This is a genomic window from Saccharothrix syringae, from assembly GCF_009498035.1.
Lineage (GTDB): Bacteria > Actinomycetota > Actinomycetes > Mycobacteriales > Pseudonocardiaceae > Actinosynnema > Actinosynnema syringae.
Window position 1 is genome coordinate 3264580 of sequence record NZ_CP034550.1, and the last position, 22853, is coordinate 3287432.

General features: G+C 74.2%; 13 protein-coding genes. 10 read left to right on the forward strand and 3 right to left on the reverse strand.

Annotation, left to right across the window (positions count from 1 at the left end):
- Positions 1 to 442: 442 nt before the first annotated feature.
- Positions 443 to 994, reverse strand: coding sequence for a CGNR zinc finger domain-containing protein (locus EKG83_RS14935; RefSeq protein ID WP_033435509.1), 552 nt, complete (start codon positions 992 to 994; stop codon positions 443 to 445).
- A gap of 194 nt (positions 995 to 1188) precedes the next feature.
- Between EKG83_RS14935 and EKG83_RS14940 the strand changes: the two genes are divergently transcribed.
- Entirely contained in the window at positions 1189 to 4665 is a 3477-nt protein-coding gene (locus EKG83_RS14940; protein ID WP_153278114.1) for a BTAD domain-containing putative transcriptional regulator, read from the forward strand.
- Between the two features lie 146 nt (positions 4666 to 4811).
- On the opposite strand, the gene EKG83_RS14945 is transcribed toward EKG83_RS14940, so the two are convergent.
- The gene (locus tag EKG83_RS14945) at positions 4812 to 5423 is read right to left on the reverse strand and encodes a helix-turn-helix transcriptional regulator (protein ID WP_322746672.1); all 612 of its coding nucleotides are present in this window, start codon (positions 5421 to 5423) and stop codon (positions 4812 to 4814) included.
- Between the two features lie 676 nt (positions 5424 to 6099).
- On the opposite strand from EKG83_RS14945, the gene EKG83_RS14950 reads away from it, so the two are divergent.
- The 3 genes from EKG83_RS14950 to EKG83_RS14960 all read left to right on the forward strand — a co-directional run bounded on the left by EKG83_RS14950 (position 6100) and on the right by EKG83_RS14960 (position 9022).
- A complete protein-coding gene (locus EKG83_RS14950) occupies positions 6100 to 7212 on the forward strand; it encodes an NAD-dependent epimerase/dehydratase family protein (RefSeq protein WP_084717131.1) in 1113 nt (370 codons plus the stop codon).
- Between the two features lie 3 nt (positions 7213 to 7215).
- The gene (locus EKG83_RS14955; RefSeq protein ID WP_033435332.1) at positions 7216 to 8061 is read left to right on the forward strand and encodes a sugar phosphate isomerase/epimerase family protein; all 846 of its coding nucleotides are present in this window, start codon (positions 7216 to 7218) and stop codon (positions 8059 to 8061) included.
- A 220-nt stretch (positions 8062 to 8281) separates the two neighbouring features.
- Positions 8282 to 9022, forward strand: coding sequence for an SDR family NAD(P)-dependent oxidoreductase (locus tag EKG83_RS14960; RefSeq protein WP_033435331.1), 741 nt, complete (start codon positions 8282 to 8284; stop codon positions 9020 to 9022).
- Between the two features lie 358 nt (positions 9023 to 9380).
- Here EKG83_RS14960 and EKG83_RS14965 read toward each other — a convergent pair whose 3' ends face one another.
- Positions 9381 to 12794 carry a BTAD domain-containing putative transcriptional regulator gene (locus EKG83_RS14965; protein ID WP_033435330.1) on the reverse strand — a complete coding sequence of 1138 codons (3414 nt, stop codon included), beginning with the start codon at positions 12792 to 12794 and terminating at the stop codon, positions 9381 to 9383.
- Between the two features lie 263 nt (positions 12795 to 13057).
- Here EKG83_RS14965 and EKG83_RS14970 point away from each other — a divergent pair, with 263 nt between their 5' ends.
- From EKG83_RS14970 to eccD, 6 genes are all read left to right on the forward strand, one after another.
- Positions 13058 to 13378 carry a WXG100 family type VII secretion target gene (locus tag EKG83_RS14970; RefSeq protein WP_153278116.1) on the forward strand — a complete coding sequence of 107 codons (321 nt, stop codon included), beginning with the start codon at positions 13058 to 13060 and terminating at the stop codon, positions 13376 to 13378.
- A gap of 35 nt (positions 13379 to 13413) precedes the next feature.
- Positions 13414 to 13716, forward strand: a complete 303-nt coding sequence (locus tag EKG83_RS14975; protein WP_033435328.1) for a WXG100 family type VII secretion target — start codon at positions 13414 to 13416, stop codon at positions 13714 to 13716.
- An 81-nt stretch (positions 13717 to 13797) separates the two neighbouring features.
- Positions 13798 to 14445, forward strand: a complete 648-nt coding sequence (locus tag EKG83_RS14980; protein ID WP_033435327.1) for a hypothetical protein — start codon at positions 13798 to 13800, stop codon at positions 14443 to 14445.
- 34 nt (positions 14446 to 14479) lie between these two features.
- Positions 14480 to 17461, forward strand: coding sequence for a WXG100 family type VII secretion target (locus tag EKG83_RS14985; protein ID WP_153278117.1), 2982 nt, complete (start codon positions 14480 to 14482; stop codon positions 17459 to 17461).
- Positions 17458 to 21459 carry a type VII secretion protein EccC gene (locus tag EKG83_RS14990; RefSeq protein WP_033435324.1) on the forward strand — a complete coding sequence of 1334 codons (4002 nt, stop codon included), beginning with the start codon at positions 17458 to 17460 and terminating at the stop codon, positions 21457 to 21459. The genes EKG83_RS14985 and EKG83_RS14990 overlap by 4 nt, the downstream gene beginning before the upstream one ends.
- Positions 21456 to 22850, forward strand: a complete 1395-nt coding sequence (eccD, locus tag EKG83_RS14995) for a type VII secretion integral membrane protein EccD (protein ID WP_033435323.1) — start codon at positions 21456 to 21458, stop codon at positions 22848 to 22850. The genes EKG83_RS14990 and eccD overlap by 4 nt, the downstream gene beginning before the upstream one ends.
- Positions 22851 to 22853: the final 3 nt, after the last annotated feature.

The following is a 22853-nucleotide window of genomic DNA, read 5'->3' on the forward strand; positions in this document are numbered from 1 at the left end:
GAGTTGCGCAGGCAGCCGTTCGCGGTCAAGCGGGTGCTGGACGTGCGGGACGACCGGCTGCTGGTCGTGGTGGGACCGGAATCGGGGCTCGGCGGGGTCTTCCGGGGCGTCGGGGCGGGACGCGGTCGCGGCCTGCCGGGCGCGCCTGCTGGACGTCGCCCGCGCGGGGCTGTTCCCGGCCGTCCGGTTCACCGGGCCGCGCCGGGTGCTCGACGCCTGGGCGGCCGGCCCGGGCTGCTGCTGCGCCGGGCCGGGCTGCCGGACTGGGTGGTGGTCGAGGCGGGCGGCGCGGACCGGGTCGACGGCGTGGCGCGGGTGGTCGCGGCCGGGGGAGAGGATGTCGTCGGGCGGTGTCGACGGGCTGCCGCGCACCCTGACGGACGCTGTGCGGCGCGGCCGCCTCCGGAGATGAGCCCACCCCGGGGTCGAGTCGACCCCGGTCCTACGGGGTGCCCGGTGCGCGCGAGGACGCCAGGCGCCGCCTGCGCCGGTACTCGGCGGCCTTCATCCGGTTGCCGCACTCGGTCATGCCGCACCACCGGCGGGGCTTGCCGCGCGTGTCGTCCACGAACAGGCGCGTGCACTCCGGCCGGCCGCACTCGCGCACCCGGGCCAGGTCCGGCGAGCCGATCAGCTCGATCGCGTCCCTGGCCACCGTCGACAGCACGGCCGTGACGTCGCCGTGCCGCTCCACGGCGCCGTCGGCGGTGAACACCGGCCGCACCGGTGGCGGATCGGCGAATGCCTGCAACGCGGCGTGCGCCACCTCCCGCGGCGGCTCCACGCGCAGCGCGGCGTACACCAGCTCGCGCAGCTCGCGAACGCGCAGCACGTCGTCCCCGGACACCTCGGGCCGACGGGTCAGCAGCTTGGCCTCGACCACCCAGTCCGCGACCGCCCCCTCGTCCGGCAGCAGCTCCTCCCGCTCGCCGCGCCGCCACTTCAGCGTCCCCGCCAGGTCCAACGACACCCGGCCGCTCACGAACACGTGCACATCACCATTCTGACGGTGACGTCAACCGGTCGATCGGCGGGCCGGTGCTCGGAGCACGGGACCGGTCACCCGTCGTGCTCATGCCCTTACCGCACTGCCGTCGCGGCCCCGCACGGCTCTCCGCCGATCTCGCCGGGCCGGTGCGCGGCTACCGTGGTGGCGCTCGTGTCGAGACGGGGGAAGGTCGGCTGCGGATGTCCGGTGCGGAGAACGGGTTGCGCGTCCAACTGCTCGGCCCGGTGCGGGCCTGGGCGGGGGAGCGGGTCGTCGACCTGGGGTCGGCCCGGCCGCGCACGGTGTTCGCCGTCCTCGCGTCGCGCGCCGACTCGGTGGTCCTGCGCGATGAGCTGGTCGCGGCCGTGTGGGGTGCGGACGCCCCGGCCCACGCGGTCGGCAACCTGCACACCCACGTGTCCGCGCTGCGCCGGGCCCTGGAGCCCGAGCACCGCCGTGGCGAGCCCTGGCGGCTGCTGACCTCCACCGGCTCCGGCTACCGCCTGCACCTCGCGCCCGCCGGGGTGGACGCCGCCGAGTTCGCGCGGCTGCACGAGGTGGCGCGACGGCGGTTCGCGGAGGCGGACCCGAGCGGTGCGCTGGAGGCCGCGGACGCGGCGCTGGGGCTGTGGCGCGGCGAGGCCATGGCCGACTCGTCCGGTCCGTTCGTCGAGGCGCAGCGGCTCCTGCTGGACGAACTGCGGATCGTGACCACCGAGCTGCGGGCGGAGGCGGCGCTCGCGGTGGGCCGCCACGCCGGGCTGGTGGACGAGCTGGCGGCCACGGTCGCAGCGCACCCGGCGCGCGAGCACCCGCGCGGGCTGCTGATGCGGGCCCTGCACGCCTGCGGGCGCGCGGCCGAGGCCCTGGAGACCTACGACGACCTGCGGCGCGTCCTGGTCGACGGCCTCGGGATCGAGCCGAGCGCCGAGCTGCGCCGGCTGCGGGACCGCATCGCCGACGGGCTGGCGCCCAGCCCGACCCCGCCCCGCACCGCCGTCCCGGTCCGGCCGCCTGCCCGCACCACCCCGGTCACGCCGCCGACCCGCACCGCACCTCCGCCGGCACTGCCCGTGCTCGCGGGCCGCGAGGCGGAGCTGGAGGCGGTCGAGGAGCTGGTGCGCGGCGTCGCCGGTGGGCGCGGCGGCCGGCTGTGGGTCGAGGGCGAGCTGGGCATCGGCAAGTCGAGCCTGGTCACCGCGGTCCTGGCACGGGCCGGGCGGCTCGGGGTCCGGTTCGCCCACGCCGTGGCCGAGGAGCTGGGGCGCCGGTTCCCGCTCGGGACGGCCCTGGAGTGCCTGGACGTCACCGCGCGCTCGGCCGACCCGCGCGGTGCCGAGATCTGGCGGGCGCTGCGGGGCGACCAGGCCGCCCGGGGCCTGCTGGGCGGCGGCGACCCGGTCGGCTCCGCCCTGGACGACCTGGTGGCGCTGATCGGCGCGTGGTGCGAGGAGGGGCCGGTGGTCCTGGCCGTGGACGACCTCCAGTGGGCCGACGAGGCGAGCGTCGTGTTCTGGCACCGCCTGCTGCGGCTGACCGAGCGCCTGCCGCTGCTGCTGGTGGGCGCGGCCCGGCCGCTGCCGCACCGCGCGGACGTGCGGCGGCTGCGCCGCGAGGTCGAGTCCTCGGCGGGGCGGCTGCTCGACCTCGCGCCCCTGGACGACCGCGCCGTGGCGGGCATGATCGGCGGGCTGGTCGGCGCCCCGGCCGGACCGGGCCTGCGCCGGATCGCCGAACGCGCCGCCGGCAACCCCCTCTACGTGCGGGAGATCGCCGACGCCCTGGTCCGCGACGGGGTGGTGCGGCTGGAGGCCGACACCGCGGACGTGTCGGCCGGTGCGTTCGACCGGGCGCCGCGGTCGCTGGTGTCGGCGGTCACCGGCCGCCTGCGCTACCTGGGCGAGGCGACCCGCGAGGTGCTGCGCTGGGCGGCCCTGCTCGGCGGTGAGTTCACCGCGGACGACCTGGCCGCCGTGCTGGGCAGACCGGTCACGGGCGTGGTCGGCGCGGTCGACGAGGCCGTCGCGGCGGGCGTGCTGCGCGACGCGGGGGTGCGGTTGGCCTTCCGCCACCCGGTGATCCGGCAGGCGCTCTACGAGGACACGCCCCTGGCGCTGCGGGTCGCGCTGCACCAGCAGGCCGCCCAGGCGCTGGCGCGGTCCGGCGCGCCGGTCGAGCACGTCGCCGGGCAGCTCCTCGCCGGCCGCGGCTCCGCGCCCTGGGTGGGGGACTGGCTGGTCGGCGCGGCGCCGCTGCTGACCTACCGCGCGCCGCTGGTCGCGGTGGAACTGCTGCGCCGCGAGGTCGACCCGGACGTGGACTTCGGCGACCGGGCCCGCAGCGCGGTGCTGATCGCGCACCTGGCCAACGCCCTGTTCCGCATCGGCCGCGACGCCGAGGCCGAGTCCTGCGCGCGGCGCGCCCTGCCGCTGCTGGCCGACCCGGACCTGGCCGCGCAGACCCGGTGGATCCTCGCCTACGTGCCCTACCGGGCCTCGCGCGCCGAGGAGGCGCTGGCGATCCTGGACGACGCGCTGGCGGACCCGGCCCTGCCGGAGGCGTGGCGGGCGCGGCTGGTGTCGCTGGTGGCGCTGGTGCAGCGGGCGGGCGTCGGCGAGGTCGAGCGCTCCGCCGAGACCGCCCGCGAGGCCGTCCGGCTGGGCGAGGCGGCCGGTGACCCGTTCGCGATCGGCCAGGGGCTGGAGGTGCTGTGGCAGGTCGACGCGGTGCGCCGCGACTACGCCGCGGCCGTCGTGCACCTGGACCGGGCGATGGAGGTCGTCGGCACCGAACCCGGCCTGTCCGACCTGCGGCTGGTGCTGCTGGACAACCGGGCGTTCACGCTCCAGTGCCTCGACCGGCTCGACGACGCGACCGCCGACCTGCGCCTGGCCGCCGAGATCGCGGGCCAGGGCGCGCCCGCGGCCGGGGTGCAGGTGGCCGGCGCGGTGCACGACTTCTGGTTGGGGCGCTGGGACGACGCCACCGCGCGGCTGTCCGCCGTGCTCGACGACGACCCCGCGTTCACCGGCTTCGGCCTGCGCGAGGGCGGCCCCGTCCTGCTGTTGCACGGCGTGGGCGCCCTCATCGCCGCGCACCGCGACGACCAGGCCGGGCTGGACCGGCACCTGGAGGCGGGCACGACCCTGCCGGTGGCCACGGCCGCCGACCGGGAGAACTGCGACTTCCTGGTGGCCGCGCGGGCGGTGGCCCACGCCCGGCGCGGTGAGGTCGCCGAGGCCATCGCGGTCCTGCGGGCCATCCTGGACGCGAGGTACGCGCAGATGATGCTGCGCCACCAGTGGCTGCCCGACCTGGTCCGGCTGGCCCTGGACCACGGCGACCGGACCACCGCCCGCGCGGCCGTCGAGGCGTGCGAGGAGGAGGCCGCGCGGGAGACCCGCCCGGCACGGGCGGCGACCGCGGCCCTGCGCTGCCGGGCCCTGCTCGACGGCGACCCGGACGGCATGGCCGAGGTCGTGCGCCGCTACCGCGCCGTCGGCCGGGCCTTTGAACTGGCGCAGGCCGCCGAGGACCACGCCGTCCTGCTGGCCCGCGCGGGGTGGGCCGACCAGGCGGCGACGGCGTTGCGCGAGGCGACGGACCTGCACCTGCGGTTGGGCGCCCACTGGGACGTCCGCCGCGCGGCGGCCCGCGCCGGGCGGGTGGCCGGCTGAGGTGGTGGTCCGGCGTGGCGACCGACCGGGCGTGGACGAGGCCGCGGGTGCCGGTCGCGGTGAGGTGTGCCGGCGCAGGCAGGGCCCGGACGCCGACGGCGCGCGGGTCTGCTCGTGCGCATGGTTGTCTCCTCGGGTGGTGGGGGTCAGATCAGGCCGGCGCGGACGGCGTAGGCCACCGCGTGCGGCCGGTTGCGCAGGTTGAACCGCGTGGTCACCCCGTAGATCACGTTCTTCACCGTCCGCTCCGAGTACGACAGCCTCACCGCGATCTCCGCCGTGTCCAACCCCTCGGCCATCATCCGCAGCACCTGCTCCTCACGCGGGGTCAACCGGTCCCGCGACCCCACACCGTCCAGGGCCAGCAACTGCCGCTGCAACCGCTCCACGTCCCTGATCAACGCCCCCACCAGATGCGGCGGCATCACCCCGTCACCCGCCGCGGCCGTCACCACACCGTGCACCAACCGCTCCGCGGTGGCCACCGCCCTGGGCAACACCGCCACCACCCGGCACTCCACCGCCGTGGGCAACTCCGACTCCTCCAACTCACCCACCACCAACACCACCGGCGTCCCCACCTCGGTCGCCGCCCGCCGCATCCCCGCCACCACCTCCGCCGACAACCGGTCCACCGCCACCACGGCCACCTCCGCCAGATGACGCTGCTCCGCCGGCAACACCACCAAACCCGGGTTCTGCCGGAGGTGCTCCAGCAAACCGGCCATGCTCAACGGGTCCCCTGCCTGGACCGTCACCTTCACCCTGTCCACTACCGCCTCCCGCCACCGTCGAACGATCCCGCGACAGACTGTGGTGCCGATGCGCCACAGTCGGTCTGAAGCCGTTCTTCCTGCGCTCAGAGGATCTCCGGAGAAGCGGCCCGACCTGGGGGAACGGGGGAATTCCAAGCTGCTTCCCCGCATTTTTTGATCTTTTCTTGAGCTTCCCGGACGAGGGTCTTGATCTTTCTTTGAGGTTACCGGCGGGTTGGCGGTCCCGGCCCGGGGTGCGGCGGTGCCCGGGGGGAGAACGGGCGCCGGGCCCGCTGGTGCCCGGTGCCCGCCGCGTACGGACCGGTGGTCGATCGGCCTGCTCGCGCAACTCCCGCCGGAATTCACGACAATGAACGAAATGTGAAGACGGGGTTTCGGAGTGGTTGACCGGTTTGTGGCCCCGGCGCGTTCGCCTCGCTCGTCGCCGGCGTTCGGGCGTTCGTCCGTCGAATTGTCGCCCGCACTCGGCGGGAAGGTCCGCAACCGTGGTCGCGAGACGATCTTGAAGCGGCTTCGGGCGGGTTGACGTGTGGGGATGCGACTTTGCCCGAACGGGCAGCGTAGGCGGGATGCCGGGCAAAACCGCCCCGTCCGGTCGTTGTCACCGGGGCGGTCGGAGCGCATCGTTTGGCCACCTCGGAAAGGGGATGACGAAGAGATGAAAATCGCTGTCGTGACGGGTGCCGCGGGTCTTGTCGGCACGGAAGCCGTGCGTTTCTTTCGCGAGCGTTTCGATCTCGTAATCGGCTTGGACAACGGGATGCGCGGGGCGTTGTTCGGCGAGGGTGGGGACGTCAGCGGGAACGTCGCCGAGATGTCCTTCATCCCCAACTACCGCCACCACGACGTGGACATCCGCGACTACTCGCTCGTGGCCCAGGTGCTGGCCACGTACGGGACCGACGTCGAGCTGATCGTGCACACCGCCGGCCAACCCAGCCACGACTGGGCCACCGAGCGGACCCTGGACGACTTCTGGATCAACGCCGTCGGCACGCTCAACATGCTGGAGGGCGCACGCCGGCACTGCCCCGACGCCACCTTCGTCGTGACCTCCACGAACAAGGTCTACGGCGACAAGCCCAACACCCTGCCCCTGGTCGAGTTGGACACCCGCTGGGACATCCACCCCGACCACCCGTACCACCACTCCGGCATCGACGAGTCGATGGAACTGGACAACACCGACCGGACGTTCTTCGGCGTCTCCAAGCTCTCCGCGGACCTCGCCGCGCAGGAGTACGGCCGGCACCTGGGCATGAAGGTCGGCGTGTTCCGGTGCAGCAACATCACCGGACCCCGGCACGCCGGCGTCCCGCTGCACGGCTTCCTGTCGCACCTGGTGCGCACCGCCGTCGCCGGCAACGAGTACACGATCCTCGGCCACGGCGGCAAGCAGGTCCGGGACAACATCGACGCCCGCGACCTGGTCCGCATGTTCTGGCACTACCACCTGGAGCCCAGGCCGGGCGCGGTCTACCACGCCGGCGGCGGGCGGGAGCGCAGTACCTCGATCCTGGAGGCCATCGCCAGGTGCGAGCAGCTCACCGGCCGCCCCATGGCGGTCCGCTACGAGCCGCACGCCCGCTTCACCGACGCGAAGTGCTGGATCACCGACACCCGCAAGTTCCGCCGCCACTACCCGGGCTGGGAGCCGCGGCACGGCCTGGACGACACGCTCGCGTCCATGCACGCCCACTGGTCCTCGTTCGCCGCCGCGCCCGCCTCCGCCGCGCCCACCTCCACCGAGATCGAGCAGGAAAGGGTTTGAGCCATGGCCCGCTACCGCGCCACCCTGAACATGGAGTACATCAAGGACGCCGCCCAGGGTTTCCGCTGGGGCGTCGAGAAGGCCGCCGAGTTGGGCTACCGGTACGTGGAGCCCATGGTCCACACCGGGTGGGACCTGCTCAGCGAGGTCGACTTCTTCCACTCCTTCTCCATGGAGGAGGACCCGCTGCTGATGAAGGAGATCTGCGACCGGGCGGGCGTGCGCGTCTCCGGCATCAGCGGCCACAGCCCGCTGATGAAGCCCGAGGCCGCCGTGCCCAGGCTCACCAGGGCCATCGTGTTCGCCGCCGCGTGCGGGGCGGAGTTCGTCAACACCGACGACATGATCAAGCCGGAGTGGATGGACGACGAGTTCGCCTGGCAGATGATGCGCTACACCTTGACCAAGGCCGCCATGGTCGCCGAGCGCCACCGGGTCAACGTGTGCATCGAGCCGCACGGCACGTTCAGCTGCACCTCCAAGGGCCTGTTGGCCATCGCCGACCTGGCGCCCTCGCCGTGGATCAACGTGAACTTCGACACCGGCAACTTCCACCTGGCCGCCCTGGAGGACCTCTACGAGGGCCTGGACCGGGTCAAGGACCGGGTGGTCCACATGCACGCCAAGGACATCAGCACCCAGCACAGCGCGCGGGAGCGCGGCCTGGTGACGGGCACGCCGGTGGGGTGCGCCCTCGGTGAGGGCGAGGTCGACTGGGAGCGGGTCTTCGAGGTGCTGGAACCGCTGGACCGGGAGATCTTCCTCAGCGTCGAGTGCGGCCGGGTGGACGAGGCGGAGCGGAGCCTGGCGTTCCTCCGCGAGGTCCTGGGGGACAGGTTGATCGAGTGAACCGGTACCCGGGCGTCGACCCGCCGCGGCGGTGTGATCGGGCCGGACGGGGTTCCCGGCGCCCGCCGCGGCGGTCGAGCGCGGGGGCCGGGATGAAGTGGTGGGCGGGGTGGAAGTGGTGGGCCGGTTCGCCGGGAGCCGTTGGCCGGGCGGCGCTTGCCCGGACGGCCCCGCACCGGTGAGCATCCGCTCCGAGGGAGCGCTGAGGAGGAAGACCCCGATGGGAAGCAACGAGTACCCGGGCAAGGTCGCGCTGGTCACGGGCGCGGCGAACGGCATCGGTGCGGCGATCGCGCGGCGGCTGGCCGACGGTGGCGCGCGGATCGTGGTGGCCGATGTCGTCGCGGAGCGCGGTGAGGCGGTCGCCGAGGAGGTCGACGGCGTGTTCATCCAGTGCGACGTGCGCGTGCCGGCCGACAGCCGGGCCGCCGCCGAGACCGCGGTGGCCCGGTTCGGCGGCCTCGACATCGCCGTCCTGAACGCGGGCGTGGTGACCGGTGGCGACGGGTTCGACGCCGAGCGGTACCGCAGGGTCGTGGCCACCAACCTCGACGGCGTGGTCTACGGCATCGAGGCGGTGCTGCCCGCGCTGAGGGCCCGCGGCGGCGGCAGCGTCGTCGCCATGGCCAGCTTGGCGGGTCTGGTGCCCGTGCCGTTCGACCCGGTCTACGGGGCGACCAAGGCGGCCGTCGTCAACTACGTGCGGTCCTACGCGCCGCTGGTCGCCCACGAGGGCATCCGGATCAACGTGATGTGCCCGGGCTTCGCGGAGACCCCGATCATCGACGGGTTCCGCGGTGTCATCCACGAGTTGGGCATGTCGATCCTGGAGGTGTCCGACGTGGTCGACGCCTTCGAGACGGTCCTCGCCTCGCCGGGCAGCGGCGAGTGCTGGCACCTGGAGGTCGGTGCGCCGACCAGGCCGATGGTCTTCGCCACGCCGCCGGGCCCGCAGGGCTGACGTGCGGTGGTGCGGCACGCCGTGCTCGCGTCGCACCCCGGCCCGGTGGTGCCGCGCGACGGCCCGGTCGCGGTGGTGCGGGCCGCCCCGACGCGGACCCGGTGGAGTCCACGCGGCCGGCGGGGCGGGCGCGCGGCACCACCGGGCCGGGCGAGGCCGATGTCGGCGCGCGTTCCCGGGTCGGGCGCGCGGCGGAGCCCGCGGTCGTCGGGGAACCGGTCCGCCACCCCGGGACGCGGCTGCGGGCCGCGGGCGGGGCCACCGCGCCCGTCCGCCGTGCCCGGCGCCGACCCGACCCCCACCCGCCTCGGCCCCGGGCGAGGGTGGTCGTGCCCGACCGGGGCCGCGCGCCCGGGGCTCAACGCGTGGGCCGGTCCACCGCGATGGCCTGGTCCAGCCGCTGCCGGGACCGCGCCAGGTCCCAGCGGGCGTCCAACCGCCGGTAGCCGGCCGCCGCCTCCGCGTACACCTCCTCGGCGGCCCGGTGGTCGCCGAGGACCGCGTGCGCGACCGCCGCGTCCTCCAACGCCTCGGCCAGCTCCACCACGCGCCCGACCGACCGGTGTTGCGCGGCCACCTCCAGCAGCGCCCGCGGGTCACCCGCCACCAGCGCCCGGCAGTGCGCCGCCGCCCGGACCGCCCGCGCCGGGACCACCTCGCGGGCCGCCTCGTCCTCGCACGCCTCGACCGCCTGCCGCGCCACGGGCCGGCGTCCCGCCTCCAGGGCCAGCCGCACCAGGTGGGGCAGCCACTGGTGGCGCAGCAGCATCGGCGCCTCCTCCGGTCGCAGCAGCGACGACAGCAGCCGCACCGCCTCGTCGAGCCTGCCCCGCCGCCGTGCCGCGAGCGCGGTCGCGAACAGCAGGAAGTCGCCGCTCTCCCGTTCCGCGCCGACCAGGCCGACGGGCGCGGGGGCCGCGTCCAGGTGCACCAGCGCGTTCGCCCACTGGTCCCGGCGCAGCGCGATGAGCGCGGACACCCCGTGCAGCAGGACCGTGCCCGGCCCGTCCTCCCGGATGCCGTAGAACGTCAGTCCGGGCGCGTCGCAGTTCACCCCGCCCAGCTCCACCAGCGCGCCGTCCCACGCACCGGTCCAGTAGCGCTGGACGGCCAGCGGCACCTCCACTCCGGACGGCAACCCGTACCGGCCGATCACCTGCCGCGCCTCCGCCAGCGCACCCTCGGCCTCGGCCAGGCGGTCCAGGTTCTGGAGCGTGAACGCCCGGTGGTCCAACAGGTCGCAGCGCGCTTCGGCGGTCCCGCGGTCGTGCCCGACCAGCGCCAGCGCGTCGTCCACGTGCCGCAGCGCCCGTTCGTGGTCCCGGCGGACCGACGCGACGAACCACCGGTTCCGCAGCGCGTACGCCGCGGCCCTGATCTCGCCCGCCGCGACGGCACGGGCGTGCGCCCGCTCCGACACCACGTCGGCCTCGTCCAGGTCGGCCAGGGCACCGCGCCGCACGTCCGCGATCAGCGCCTCGTGCCGGGTGCGCCACACGTCCGGCGTGCCCGGTGCCCGCACCGCGTCCTCCAGCACGGCGACGGCGCCCGGCACGTCGCCCCTCCGGTGCCGGTCCCGGGCCAGCACGTGCCGCGCCTCCGCGGCGTCCTCGGGACCGATGCCACCGCTCAGCGCCTCGGCGGCCGGTGCCTCCACGTCGAGGCCCAGCCGGAACGCGGTCCGCAGCAGCACCATCACCAGCGCCGTCCGCTCCGCGCCCTCGACCAGCCCGGTGTCCAGCACCCTGCGCAGCAGCACCGAGCCCTGGTGCGGCACCCGCTCCACCAACTGCTCGTGGTGCCCCGCCGCCCAGCGCACCACCCAGGCGTCCAGCGCCGAGTTCTCCAACTGCTCCACGACCCGCTCCACGGGGGCGTTCGCGGAGGCCAGCGCCTCCGCGGCCTGTCGGTGCAGCGCGACCTTCATGGGCTGCGGCACCTGTCCGTAGAGCACCCACCGCACGTACGGGTGGCGGAATGCCAGGTCATCGCCGGATTCGACGACGAGTTGCGCCACCGCCGCCTCGTCCAGGGCGCGCAGCAGCCGCACGGGCGACCGCCCGCTCACCGCGGCCAAGCCCGCGACGTCGAACCGCATGCCGAGCAGCGCCGCCGACCGCAGCACCTCCCGGGTGTCCTCCGCCAGGTCCGCCACCACGTCGTGCACCCCGCCGCGCATCGCGCCCAGGGAATCGGCCAGCGCGCCGTCGTCCACGTCGGCGGACCCGTTCACCACTCGCACGCGCCCGTCGCGCGCCATCAGCTCGGCGATCTCCACCGCGTAGGCGGGGTTGCCGGCCGCGACCGACGCCAGCGAGCGCAGCCCGGGGCCCCGCGAGGCGCCCACCACCGCGCCGACCACGCGTTCGACCTCCACCGCGGGCAGGGGCGCCAGCGGCAGCAGCAGGCCGTCGGCGTCGACCACCCCGCGCCGGGGCGTGACCAGCCGGTCGCGACCGCCGGGCGGTCGGGTCGCGCAGACCAGGAGCAGCGGCAGGGTGTCGGTCGCGGCGATCAGCCGGTCCCAGAACAGCAGGGTGGCGTCGTCGGCCCACTGGAAGTCGTCGACCACCAGGACCAGCGGTGCGGTGGCGCACAGCCCGGCCACGTGCGCCAGCAGCCGGTTCACCGGCGCGGTCCGGTTCCACTCGTTGCGCGCCGCCGGTTCCCGCAGCCGCGCGGCCAGCGCGGCCCGCTCCCGGTCGGCCGAGGTGGAGGTCACGTCCAGCGCGTCCAGCACCACCTGGAGCGGGAAGCGCCCGTTCATCTCGTCGGCCACCGCCCACGCCAGGTGGCAGGACCGGGCTTCCGCGCCCGCCAGCGCCGCGGTCAGCAGCGCGGTCTTGCCGATGCCCGCCTCGCCCTCGACCCACACCGCCCGCCCCTGCCCCGAGAGCACCCCCTCCAACGCGCCGGTCAGCACGGCGACCTCGGAGGCCCGGCCGAGCGGCACACCGGTCGGCGGTGGGGAGGCGCGTGGCGGCGGAACCCGCAGCAGCGGGTGCGACTGCCGCCGCTCGGCCGGACCCGCCAGCACCAGGTGGTGCAGGTCGGTCAGCGTTCGGCCGGGCTTCGCGCCCTCGCCCGCCAGCAGCCGGCGGGCCGCGTGGAACACCTCCAGGGCCTCCGCCCGCCGCCCGCCGCGGTGCAGCGCGAGCATCAGCAGCTCGTGGGCGGACTCGTCCAAGGGGTGCTGCCGCACCAGGTCGGTCAGCTCCGCGACCAGCTCGGCGTGCTCGCCCAGTTCGAGCCGGGCGCGGGCGCGCAACCGCACGGCGTCCAGGCGCAGCGCCTCCAGCCGGCGGCGGGTCCGGTCGGTGAACGGGCTGCGCAGCCCGGCGTACACCTCCCCGGACCACAGCGCCAGGCCCTCGTCCAGCAGCGTCACCGCGCCGCGCCGGTCGCCCGCCGCGTACCGCTGCTCGGCCTCCAGCCGGAGCTGGTCGAACAGGGCGCTGTCCAGCGCACCCTGGTCCAGGCGCAGCGAGTAGCCGGCCGATCCGGACACCAGCAGGTCCCGAGCCGGTCCGAACGCCCGTCGCAGCCCCGACAGGTAGGTGTGCAGGTTGCCCGACGCGCTCGCCGGCGCCTCGCCACCCCACACGCCCGTGATCAGCGCGCGCTGCGACACCAGCCGGTTGGGGTGCGCCGCCAGGACCGCGAGCACGGTCTGCTGCCGGTTCGACCCCAGCGCGAGTTCGCGTTCGCCCAGCCACGCGCGCAGCGGACCCAGGACCTTGACGCGCAGGGAGCAGGTCCTGGCCTCGGCCACGGTTCCCTCCGATCGGTGGTGTCCTGTCCATGGCCACCGCAAGTCCCGGGCCTGGTGTCCGGTTCAAACGGTGACGCAACCATCTTGTCATCCGCGTGCGGGGCGGTGCCCCGGCCCCCTCGCCTGTCCGGGCATTCCGCGCTCGACTTTGGGGCACCGCCGCGCCGCGTCCCCTGCCCCGGCGACGGTCCCCTGCTGAGACTGGGCCACGCGCCGGAGCGCCGCTCGGCGCCCATCAGTGGCACGCCGTCCAAGGGGAATTCGTGAACCAACCCATCTCCACCACAACGCCGGGCATGCTGCGCGCTGCCGGGTACTTCGAGAACACGATGTCCAAGGCCGAGCAGGGCGTGCAGCACGTCGAGGACACCCTCAACGTGCTGCGGACCGTGTGGAGCGGCGACGCGTTCAACGCCTACCGCACCTCCATGAACGCCTGGTTCGAGGACTGCAAGACCATCACCACCGCCCTCAACGAGATGATCAACCTGGTGCACGGGCACGCGGCGACGACCACCCGCGGTGAAGAGAGCAACACGGCGATCGCCAACTCCATCCCGACCGGCCCCGGCCTGGGCATCTGACCGGGACCGCGACAACCACCGGAGGTAGCACCACCATGACCACCTACACCTTCGACCAGCGGATCGCGGACCAGGCCCGTGACCAGATGGCCGACGTCACCAAGATGCTGAAGACCGAGCTGGAGAGCATGCACCAGCAGGTCCTCACCACGCTCCGCGACTGGGACGGCCCGTCCAAGGACCAGTACACGATCGCGAAGGCCAAGTGGGACGCCGCCGCGGACCGGATGCCCCACAGCCTGAACTCGGCCGAGGTCGCCTTGGCGAACATCACCAACGGCTACCTCAAGGTCGAGCACACCGGTGTGAACGCCTTCGGCGGCTACCACGTCAGGTGACCGCGCGACCGCGCCGGGTGGGCGGATCACCCGGCGCGGTCGCGGGTCCCGGACCTTCGATCGCGAGAGGACCACGGCCAGATGCCGAAGACCAGCCACATCGACTACGACCGGGTAGAGGACGCCAACCAGTTCGGGTCCGCGCAGGACCCGGACAACAGCGAGCACAACCTCACCACCGGACCGGACAAGGTGGACTACCTCACCTCGCCCGACGTGGAGAGCAGCATCCCCCCGCCGCCGCGCCACGGCGGCACGGGCGGCGGCAAGACCTCGGTCAGCACCGAGGCGCTGAAGACGGTTGCGACGAACCTGCGCACGCTCCAGGAGCTGTTGCGGGAAGCACGGCACAAGCTGGCCCACGTCACCATCGCGCCGGGGCTGTTCTACGACGCCGAACGGCTGATCGGCGACCTGCCGAAGCTCGTCAACCCCACATCGGACTTCCTGGGGCAGGCCGACGAAGCGCTCGAACTGGTCTCGCGGAACCTGGAGAGGCTGGCGCACAGCTACGAGACCACCGAGGAGCTGAACAAGATCGACGCGGGGAAGCTGGGGGAGGGCATCAAGGACACCATCGCCTCCATCAGGGAGGCGACCGGCGCGGACGGCTCCACCCTGTTCAACCCCGACAACCCGCTCGACATCAAGGTCGACGGGAAGGACGGCGGCGACACCGCGAGCGGGAAGGGCGACGAAGGCGGGGAGCCCGAGGACCAGAAGGACTGACGACGCGGTTCGGACGAGTTGAGGGCACGGGGCGATGGGCGACGAGGACAAGCAGGACAACCAGCCGGGCAAGCGGGAGGACTACGACCACTGGGATTGGAAGCGGGTCCACCAGGCGGTCACCGGGAACCACCCCGACGCCAACACCGCGGACGCGGACGCGAAGAGGCTGGCGGACCCCGAGTCGCTGTGGCGGAGCGCGCAGGACCTGCGCTGGGTGCAGGAGGTGCTGGCCCAGGTCGGCACCGGCATCGCCAGGCAGGTCGACGCGCTCACCGGCGACGACGGTCCCTGGCGCGGTGACGCGGCGACCGCGTTCCGCGACCTGATGAAGATCCTGGTGGACGGCTTCCACAACGTCGCCGAACAGATCGCCGGCGGTGCCACCGGCTTCCACGACGCGCCCGTCCAGCTGTGGAACGCCGGCACCTACCTCGACTGGGCCCGCCGGATGATCTGGGAGATCAACCACTACTACGCCTCGGAGATCGTCCGGATCGCCCGGGCCTACAACGGGGAGCAGTACACGGCCGACGGCAGCGAGGAGCTGTGGGACACCGGCGACATCGAGTACCGGACCAACGAGGGCAAGATCTGGGTCAGCTGGAACCAGCAGGTCGTGGACATGATGACCAACGACATGCGCCAGGTGCTCAAGTCGCTCGCCGGGCACTACGAGGTCATCGAGTTCGAGGCCAAGCCGCAGTCGGTGGACGTGCCCCAGCCGAAGTGGGACCTGGGCGGCGACTCGAAGCCCGACCTCGACCTCGACCTCGACGACGAGAACGGCAAGAAGGACGACAAGGACAAGTTCGACTTCGACCTCGACAAGGACGGGGACGGCAAGATCGACACCGGTGGTCGTGACGACGGCCCCGGCGGTGGGGAGGACAAGAACGGTCCGAAGATCCCGCCCTTCAACCTCGACGACAAGGGCGGGCCGAACCTCACCGGCGACGGGGACGAGAAGAGCGGCTCCGACATCCCGCGCTTCAACCTGGACGACAAGGGCGGACCGAACCTCACCGGAGACGGGGACGGGGACGGGGACGGCTCCAGAGTGCCGAACATCGACCTGGGCGGCGAGGACGGTCCCCGGCTCCCCGGCCCGACGGAGTTCAACGGCGGTCCGCGCGTCCCCGACCTGTCGACGCCCGACGCGTCCTCGCCCGACCGGCTCCCCCCGCTGCCCGAGGGCCTGGACCTGGAGATCCCGCCGGGCCAGGGCTCGTCCGGCTCCGGCGGTTCCACCCCGCCGAACCTCGGCACCGGTGACCCGCTCGCGCCGTCGCCGTGGCAACCCGGCACCGAATCGCCCGGCCCCACAACGTTGCCCAACCTCGTCGGCCTGCCGACGCCCACGCCATTCCGGCCCGTTGACCAGAAGGGCGGCCAGAACCCGCCGTCGCTGCCCGGCCCCGGCGACCTGACGCCGCCGAAGCCGGGCGCCCCGGACCTCGGCACCCCGGACCTCGGCACCCCGTCGATCCCGCCGACGCCGGAGTCACCGGACATCCCGACACCGCTGCCGCAGGATGTGAAGCCCCCCGCCAACTGGACCGTCGACGCGCCGCAGGGCCTCGAACTCCCGCAGCACGACCGCGGTGCCGCCGGCGCACCGCCGATGATGCCGCCGATGTCGCCGGTGTCGCCGTCGGGTGGTGGTGTTCCGGATCGTTCGGATGCGTCGGGTTTGCTCGGTGGTGAGGTCGAGCCGTGGGCTGGTGGGGAGTCGCCTGGGCTCAGTGCTCCGCAGTCGTTGGTGGAGATGCCGTCGGTGGAGCCGGAGGAGTGGGCGGCTGCGGAGGGTCGGCAGGTCGTGTCCGGTGCGGCGGGGGCACCGCCGATGATGCCGCCGATGATGCCTCCGGTGTCGCCGTCGGGTGGCGGTGTTCCGGATCGTTCGGATGCGTCGGGCCTGCTCGGTGGTGAAGTCGAGCCCTGGCAGGGGGTCGAGTCGTCGGACGTGGGTGAGCCGCAGTCGTTGGTGGAGATGCCGTCGGTGGAATCGGAGGAGTGGGCGGCTGCGGAGGGTCGGCAGGTCGTGTCCGGTGCGGCGGGGGCACCGCCGATGATGCCGCCGATGATGCCTCCGGTGTCGCCGTCGGGTGGTGGTGCTCCGGATCGTTCGGACGCGTCGGGCCTGCTCGGTGGTGAGGTCGAGCCCTGGCGGACCGGCGACAAGCCCGGGGTGGCCGAGCCGGAGAACCTGGTGCAGGCCCCGCCGGTCGCGCCCGAGCAGTGGGCGGCACCCGTGCCGCCGGCCCCGACCGCCAAGACCGGCCCGCAGGAGCGCCCCGAGGCGTTCGGGTCGGTCGACCACCGGTCCGAGCCGTGGCCGGAGACCGCTCCGGCCGCTGCCGGCGACCCCGGTGAGCCGGTCGAGCCGGTCACCGGCACCCCGGCGACCGGGCACGGCGGAGTGCTGCCGTCGGTGCCCGCCCCCGTTCCCGTGGTGGCACCGCCGACCGCGCCGGTGACGCCGCCGCACGGCCCGCGCGCCGCGGGTGGCGAGGGCGCACCCGGCAAGCCGCGCGAGGAACGCCCCCTGGTCGCCGCGGGACCGCCCCCGGTGCCCCGCGCGGACGACGACGTCGTGCCCGTGGTCACCGTCGACGACGAGGTGGACACCAGCGCGTGGGGCTCGGCCGGCGCCCTCGGCCTGCTGTGGCCGGGAGGTGGCCGCGACCGGGTCGCCGACGAGGACGACGAGGAGGAGATCGCGCCCGACTACGCCCTGCGCGAGAGCACGCCCTGGCAGCACACCTCCAGCACCGCCGTCCACCTCCTGCCCCAGCCCACCCGCACCGGGACCACCGGGTCCATCCCCCGCGCCTTCCGCCCCTCGGAGGACATGCTGACCCTGAGCGGCCAGGAGGTCTCCGAGGAGGCCGAGGACGAAGAGGTCGAGCCCGTGGCGGACGAGGAGCAGGAGCGCACCGCGCTCGACCTGCTCAAGCAGGACGAGCGGGCCTGGGGCGCGCCGGCGCCGCGCGCGACGGGGGTCATCGAATGAGCACCACCACCGTCAAGCGCCGCCCCCGCGCGGCGGGTCCGGACCTGCCCGAGGGCCAGGAGGAGCTCCAGGAGCCCCCGATCATGCCGGAACCCGCCGCGCGGGACTTCAGCCAGGTGCTGATGTTCATCCCCATGGCCATCGGGCCCATCGCGATGATCCTGGTGTTCTCCTCCGCCGGCACCGGTGCGGCCGCGTCGCCGCTGATCTACGTCATGGGCGGCGCGATGGGCATCGGCATGATCACCATGGGGTTGGGCCAGCTCGGCCGCGCCGGGTCCGAGCGCAAGCGCAAGCTCAACTCCGAGCGCCGCGACTACCTGCGCTACATCGGCCAGTTGCGCACCCGCGCGCGCAAGACCGCCGACGAGCAGCGCGCCGCCGTGGCGTGGAACAACCCCGACCCCTCCTGGCTGTGGGCCATCGCGAGCGGGCCGCGGCTGTGGGAGCGCCGCGGCAACCACGACGACTTCGCCCGCGTGCGGATCGGCCTGGGCGCCCAGCAGGCGGCGATGGAGTTCACGCCGCCCTCGACCAAGCCGATCGAGGACCTGGAGCCGCTGTCGGCGATCTCGCTGCGCCGGTTCGGCGAAACCTACCGCACGGTCGGCGGCATCCCGATCTCGTTGGGGCTGCGCAGCTTCACCAGCGTGGAGTTCGCGGGCGACCCGGACGTGGCCGTCGACCTCGTGCGGGCCCTGGTCGGGCAGCTCACCACGTTCCACGCGCCCGACGAGCTGCGGGTGGCCGTCCTCACCGGCGAGGCCACCCGCGCCACGTGGGACTGGGTGAAGTGGCTGCCGCACAACAACCACCCCACCGCGCGCGACGCCGCCGGACCGCTGCCCGTGCTCGCCTGCGACCACGACGACCTGATGACCGTCCTCGGCCCCGAGGTCACCGGGCGCGGTGAGCACGACAAGTCCGCGTTCCCCAGCGTCACCGAGCCGTTCGTGGTCGTAATCGCCCACCTCGCGCACATACCGCCGTCCTCGCCGCTGCTGGGCGGCGGGCTGCGCAACGTGGTGCTGCTCGACGTCACGGGCCTGCTGCCGGGCGGGGCGAAGGTGTTGCGCCTGACCTGCCGCGACGACCGCGTCGAGTACCCGGCCGGCGACGGCACCGGTTCGGCCGTGCCCGACCGGCTGAGCACCACCCGCGCCGAGGCCCTGGCCCGGCTGCTGGCGCCCAAGCGCACCAGCGGCACCGTCGACGTGGTCGAGCGGCCCTTCGAGTCCGACTTCGAGCTGACCGCGCTGCTGGGCATCCGCGACCCGCACACCTTCGACGTGGCCAACCAGTGGCGGCTCAAGACGCCGCAGCGCGCCCGGCTCCAGGTGCCGATCGGGGTCACCGAGGACGGCGAGGTGGTGGAGCTGGACCTGAAGGAGTCGGCGCAGGGCGGCATGGGCCCGCACGGGATGCTGATCGGCGCGACCGGCTCGGGCAAGTCGGAGCTGCTGCGCACCCTGGTGTGCGCGCTGGTGGCCACGCACTCCTCCGAAGTGCTCAACCTGGTGCTGGTGGACTTCAAGGGTGGCGCGACGTTCCTGGGCATGGACCGCCTGCCGCACACCTCGGCCATGATCACCAACCTGGCCGACGAGCTGCCGCTGGTCGACCGGATGCAGGACTCGCTCAACGGCGAGATGACGCGCCGCCAGGAACTGCTGCGCGAGAGCGGCCACTCCTCGCTGTTCGAGTACGAGAAGGCGCGCCTGGCGGGCAGCCCGCTGTCGCCGCTGCCCACGCTGCTGGTCGTGGTGGACGAGTTCAGCGAACTGCTGGGCAGCAAGCCGGAGTTCATGGAGCTGTTCGTCTCCATCGGGCGCCTGGGCCGCAGCCTCGGGGTGCACCTGCTGCTGGCCTCCCAGCGCCTGGACGAGGGCCGCATCCACCGCGTGGAGGGCCACCTGTCCTACCGCATCGCACTGCGCACGTTCTCCTCCATGGAGTCCCGCAGCGTCATCGGCGTGGGTGACGCCTACGAGCTGCCCTCCGCGCCGGGCAACGGCTACCTCAAGATCGACACCACGACGCTGGTGCGGTTCAAGGGCGCCTACGTCTCCGGGCCCACCGCCGTCGCGGCGCCGGTCGGCGCCGACCCGGAGCGACCCCGGGTCGAGCACGGCGCCGTCGTGCCGTTCCACACCCACGCCGACCCCGTGGCGCACCTGCCCGTCGAACCGGACCCGGTCGAGGCCGAGGCCGAGGCCGGGCAGCAGCGCGCCGAGCCCGCCGAGGACGCGCCGAGCCTGGCGGAGGTGCTGATCGGCAGGCTGGCGGGCGCGGGCCCGGCGGCCCGCCAGGTGTGGCTGCCGCCGCTGGCGCAGGCACCCAGCCTGGACACCCTGCTGCCCAGCGTGCTGCCCGACCCCGACCTGGGCATGACCGTGCTCGACCGGGCCGTGCGCGGGCGCCTGCGCATCCCGGTCGGCGTGGTGGACCGGCCCTACGAGCAGGTGCGCGAACTGCTCGGCGCCGACCTGTCCGGCTCCGACGGCCACGTCGGCGTGGTCGGCGCGCCGCAGACCGGCAAGTCCACGCTGCTGCGCACCCTCGTCCTGGCGCTCGCGGTCACCCACACACCGGACGAGGTGCAGTTCTACGGCCTGGACTTCGGCGGCGGCGGCCTGATGTCGATCGGTGGCCTGCCGCACGTCGGCTCCATCGCCACCCGCATGGAGCGCGACCGGGTCAACCGCACCGTGCAGGAGGTGATCCAGGTCATGGAGCGGCGCGAGGCGCTGTTCACCGAGCGCGGCTTCGAGTCGATGAACGCCTACCGCAAGGCCCGCGGGGAAGGTTCGGTCAACGACCCGCACGGCGACGTGTTCCTGGTCATCGACGGCTGGTTCACCCTGCGGCAGGACTACGGCGACCTGGAGAGCAGCCTGATCGAGATCGCCGCGCGCGGCCTGTCGTTCGGCATCCACCTGGTGGTGTCGTCCACCCGCTGGTCGGAGATCCGCCCGTGGCTGCGGGACGTCCTGGGCACGCGCTTCGAGCTGCGCCTGGGCGACGCCATGGAGTCGGAGGTGCAGGGGCGCAAGGCCGCCACCGTGCCCAACCAGCCCGGCCGCGGCCTGACCAGCTCCGGGTTCCACTTCCTGGCCGCCCTGCCCCGGTTGGACGGCAACTCCGCCACCGACGACCTCACCGAGGTCACCAAGGCCACCGCCGAGGAGATCCGCACGTTCTGGCCGGGACGCAGCGCACCGGGCGTGCGGCTGCTGCCCACGAAGCTGCCCGTGGTCGACCTGCCCGCGCCAGAGGGCGACCTGCGCATCTGCCTCGGGCAGGACGAGCAGCGCCTGGCCCCGGTGTGGCACGACTTCAACGCCGTGCCGCACCTGATCGCCATGGGCGACGCCGAGACCGGCAAGACCAACGCGCTGCGGCTCGTGCTCGACGCGGTCGTGCGGGGCTACACCCCGGACCAGGCCAAGGTCGTGCTCGGCGACTCGCGGCGCGACCTGGACGGCACCCTGCCCCCGGACTACCTGATCGGCCACGCCGTCGGCACCGACGCGCTGACCGACCTGGCCAACAAGGCCGCCGTTTCGCTGCACAAGCGCGTCCCGGGCGCGGACATCTCCTCCGAGCGGCTGCGCCGCCGCGACTGGTGGGAGGGACCGCAGCTGTTCGTCGTCGTGGACGACTACGAGCTGATGAGCGCCGGCGGCGGCCTCGGCACGCCGCTCGACGCCCTGCTGCCGGTGCTGGCCCAGGGCGTGCACATCGGCTTCCACCTGATCATCGCGCGCAGCAGCGCCAACGCCATGAGAGGGATGATGGACCCCGTCCTGCGCCGGCTCTGGGAGCTGGGCACCCCCGCCCTGCTGTTCTCCTACCCCAAGGAAGAGGGCAAGTTCCTCGGCGAGGCCGCGCCCCGCACCCTGCCGGCCGGCCGCGCCCAACTGGTCACCCGGCGCGGGGTCAAGCTCGTGCAGACCGGGTTCGTGCCCGCGCCGCAGCTCGCGGGGGACCGGTCGTGACCGCCGCCGCCGAGCTGTGCCGCATCACCGTCGTGGGCCCCGGCGGCAGGGCCGACCTGGCCGTGCCGGTGGCCACCACCCTGGCGGACCTCATCCCGACGCTCGTCGAGCACGTCGTGCCGGAGGAGCAGCGGACCGCCAACGCCGAGTACGGCGCCTGGGTGCTCCAGCGGCTGGGGGAGGCCCCGCTCGACCCCGACGGCACGCCCGAGACGCTGGACTGGCTGGACGGCGACCGGTTCCACCTGGTGCCCGCCCGCGACCCGCTGCCCGAGCTGGACTTCGACGACGTCGCCGAGGGCATGGCCACGGCGATCAGCCGGCAGGGCGACCGGTGGAGCGACACCGCGAACCGGCGGCTGTTCCTGGGCCTGGCCGCGGTCGCCCTCGCCACCATCGGGGCCGCCTTGGCCACCGCCCCGGACACCACGGCGCTCGCGGCCACCGCCGCCGCCCTCGCCCTCGTCCTGCTCACCGCGACGGTCGTGGTGGCGCGCACCAGCGGGGACCGGGCGCTGGCCGCCGTCGCCGGGACGTCCGGGTGCGGGTTCGCCTGGTTGAGCGGTGTGATCGGCCTGGCGGGCGCCGACCGCGCGTTCACCCCCCTCGGCGCGCTGGTCGGCGCGGTCGCGGCCCTGGCCTGCGGGGTGCTGCCGCTGGTGCTGCAACGGCTGGTGGTGCGCGACCTGCCGGTGGTGCCGTTCGGCGTGGTGGTCGTCGCCGCCGCGGGCGCGGTGCTGGCCGGCTGGCTGCACCTCGGCCTCGACCTGGACGGGGCGCGGACCGCGGCCGTCACCGGGACCGCGCTGTTCCTGCTGACCCTGTTCACGCCCAAGCTCGCCACCCGAGCCGCCCGGCTGCGCGGTCCCCAGCTGCCGCGCACCGCCGAAGAGCTCCAGATCGACGTGGAGCCCGAGCCGGCCGCCGACCTGGTCTCGCGCACCGGGCAGGCCGACCGGTACCTGACGATGCTGGCCGTCGGCGCGGCACTGGTGTTCGCCGCCGTCGTGCCCGGCCTGCTCGCCGACGCCGGGTGGGCCCAGCACGTCACCCTGGGCCTGCTGACCGCCCTGGTGCTGCTGCGGTCGCGCGAGTTCCGCAACGTCGTGCAGCGCACCGCGCTGGTGCTGACCGGCGCCTGGGGCGTGGTGGCCCAGGCGCTGGTGCTGGCCGCGGCGCTGGACCCGGTGTGGCGGATCACCGGCCTCGCCGGCCTGCTCGGCGTGGCCGCGCTCCTGGTCACGGCGGCACTGCGCCCGCTGCACCGCCGCCCCCTGCCGCTGTGGGGCCACCTGGCCAACGTGCTGGAGCTGTGCGCCGGTGTCGCGGTGCTGCCGGTGCTGCTCCAGATCCTGGGCGTCTACGCCTGGGCCCGCGGATTGGCCGGGTGAGGT

Coding starts and splice junctions, on each gene's coding strand:
- EKG83_RS14940 (WP_153278114.1), top strand. CDS start 1,189: ATGTCCGGTGCGGAGAACGGGTTGCGCGTCCAACTGCTCGGCCCGGTG.
- EKG83_RS14950 (WP_084717131.1), top strand. CDS start 6,100: ATGAAAATCGCTGTCGTGACGGGTGCCGCGGGTCTTGTCGGCACGGAA.
- EKG83_RS14955 (WP_033435332.1), top strand. CDS start 7,216: ATGGCCCGCTACCGCGCCACCCTGAACATGGAGTACATCAAGGACGCC.
- EKG83_RS14960 (WP_033435331.1), top strand. CDS start 8,282: ATGGGAAGCAACGAGTACCCGGGCAAGGTCGCGCTGGTCACGGGCGCG.
- EKG83_RS14975 (WP_033435328.1), top strand. CDS start 13,414: ATGACCACCTACACCTTCGACCAGCGGATCGCGGACCAGGCCCGTGAC.
- EKG83_RS14980 (WP_033435327.1), top strand. CDS start 13,798: ATGCCGAAGACCAGCCACATCGACTACGACCGGGTAGAGGACGCCAAC.
- EKG83_RS14985 (WP_153278117.1), top strand. CDS start 14,480: ATGGGCGACGAGGACAAGCAGGACAACCAGCCGGGCAAGCGGGAGGAC.
- EKG83_RS14990 (WP_033435324.1), top strand. CDS start 17,458: ATGAGCACCACCACCGTCAAGCGCCGCCCCCGCGCGGCGGGTCCGGAC.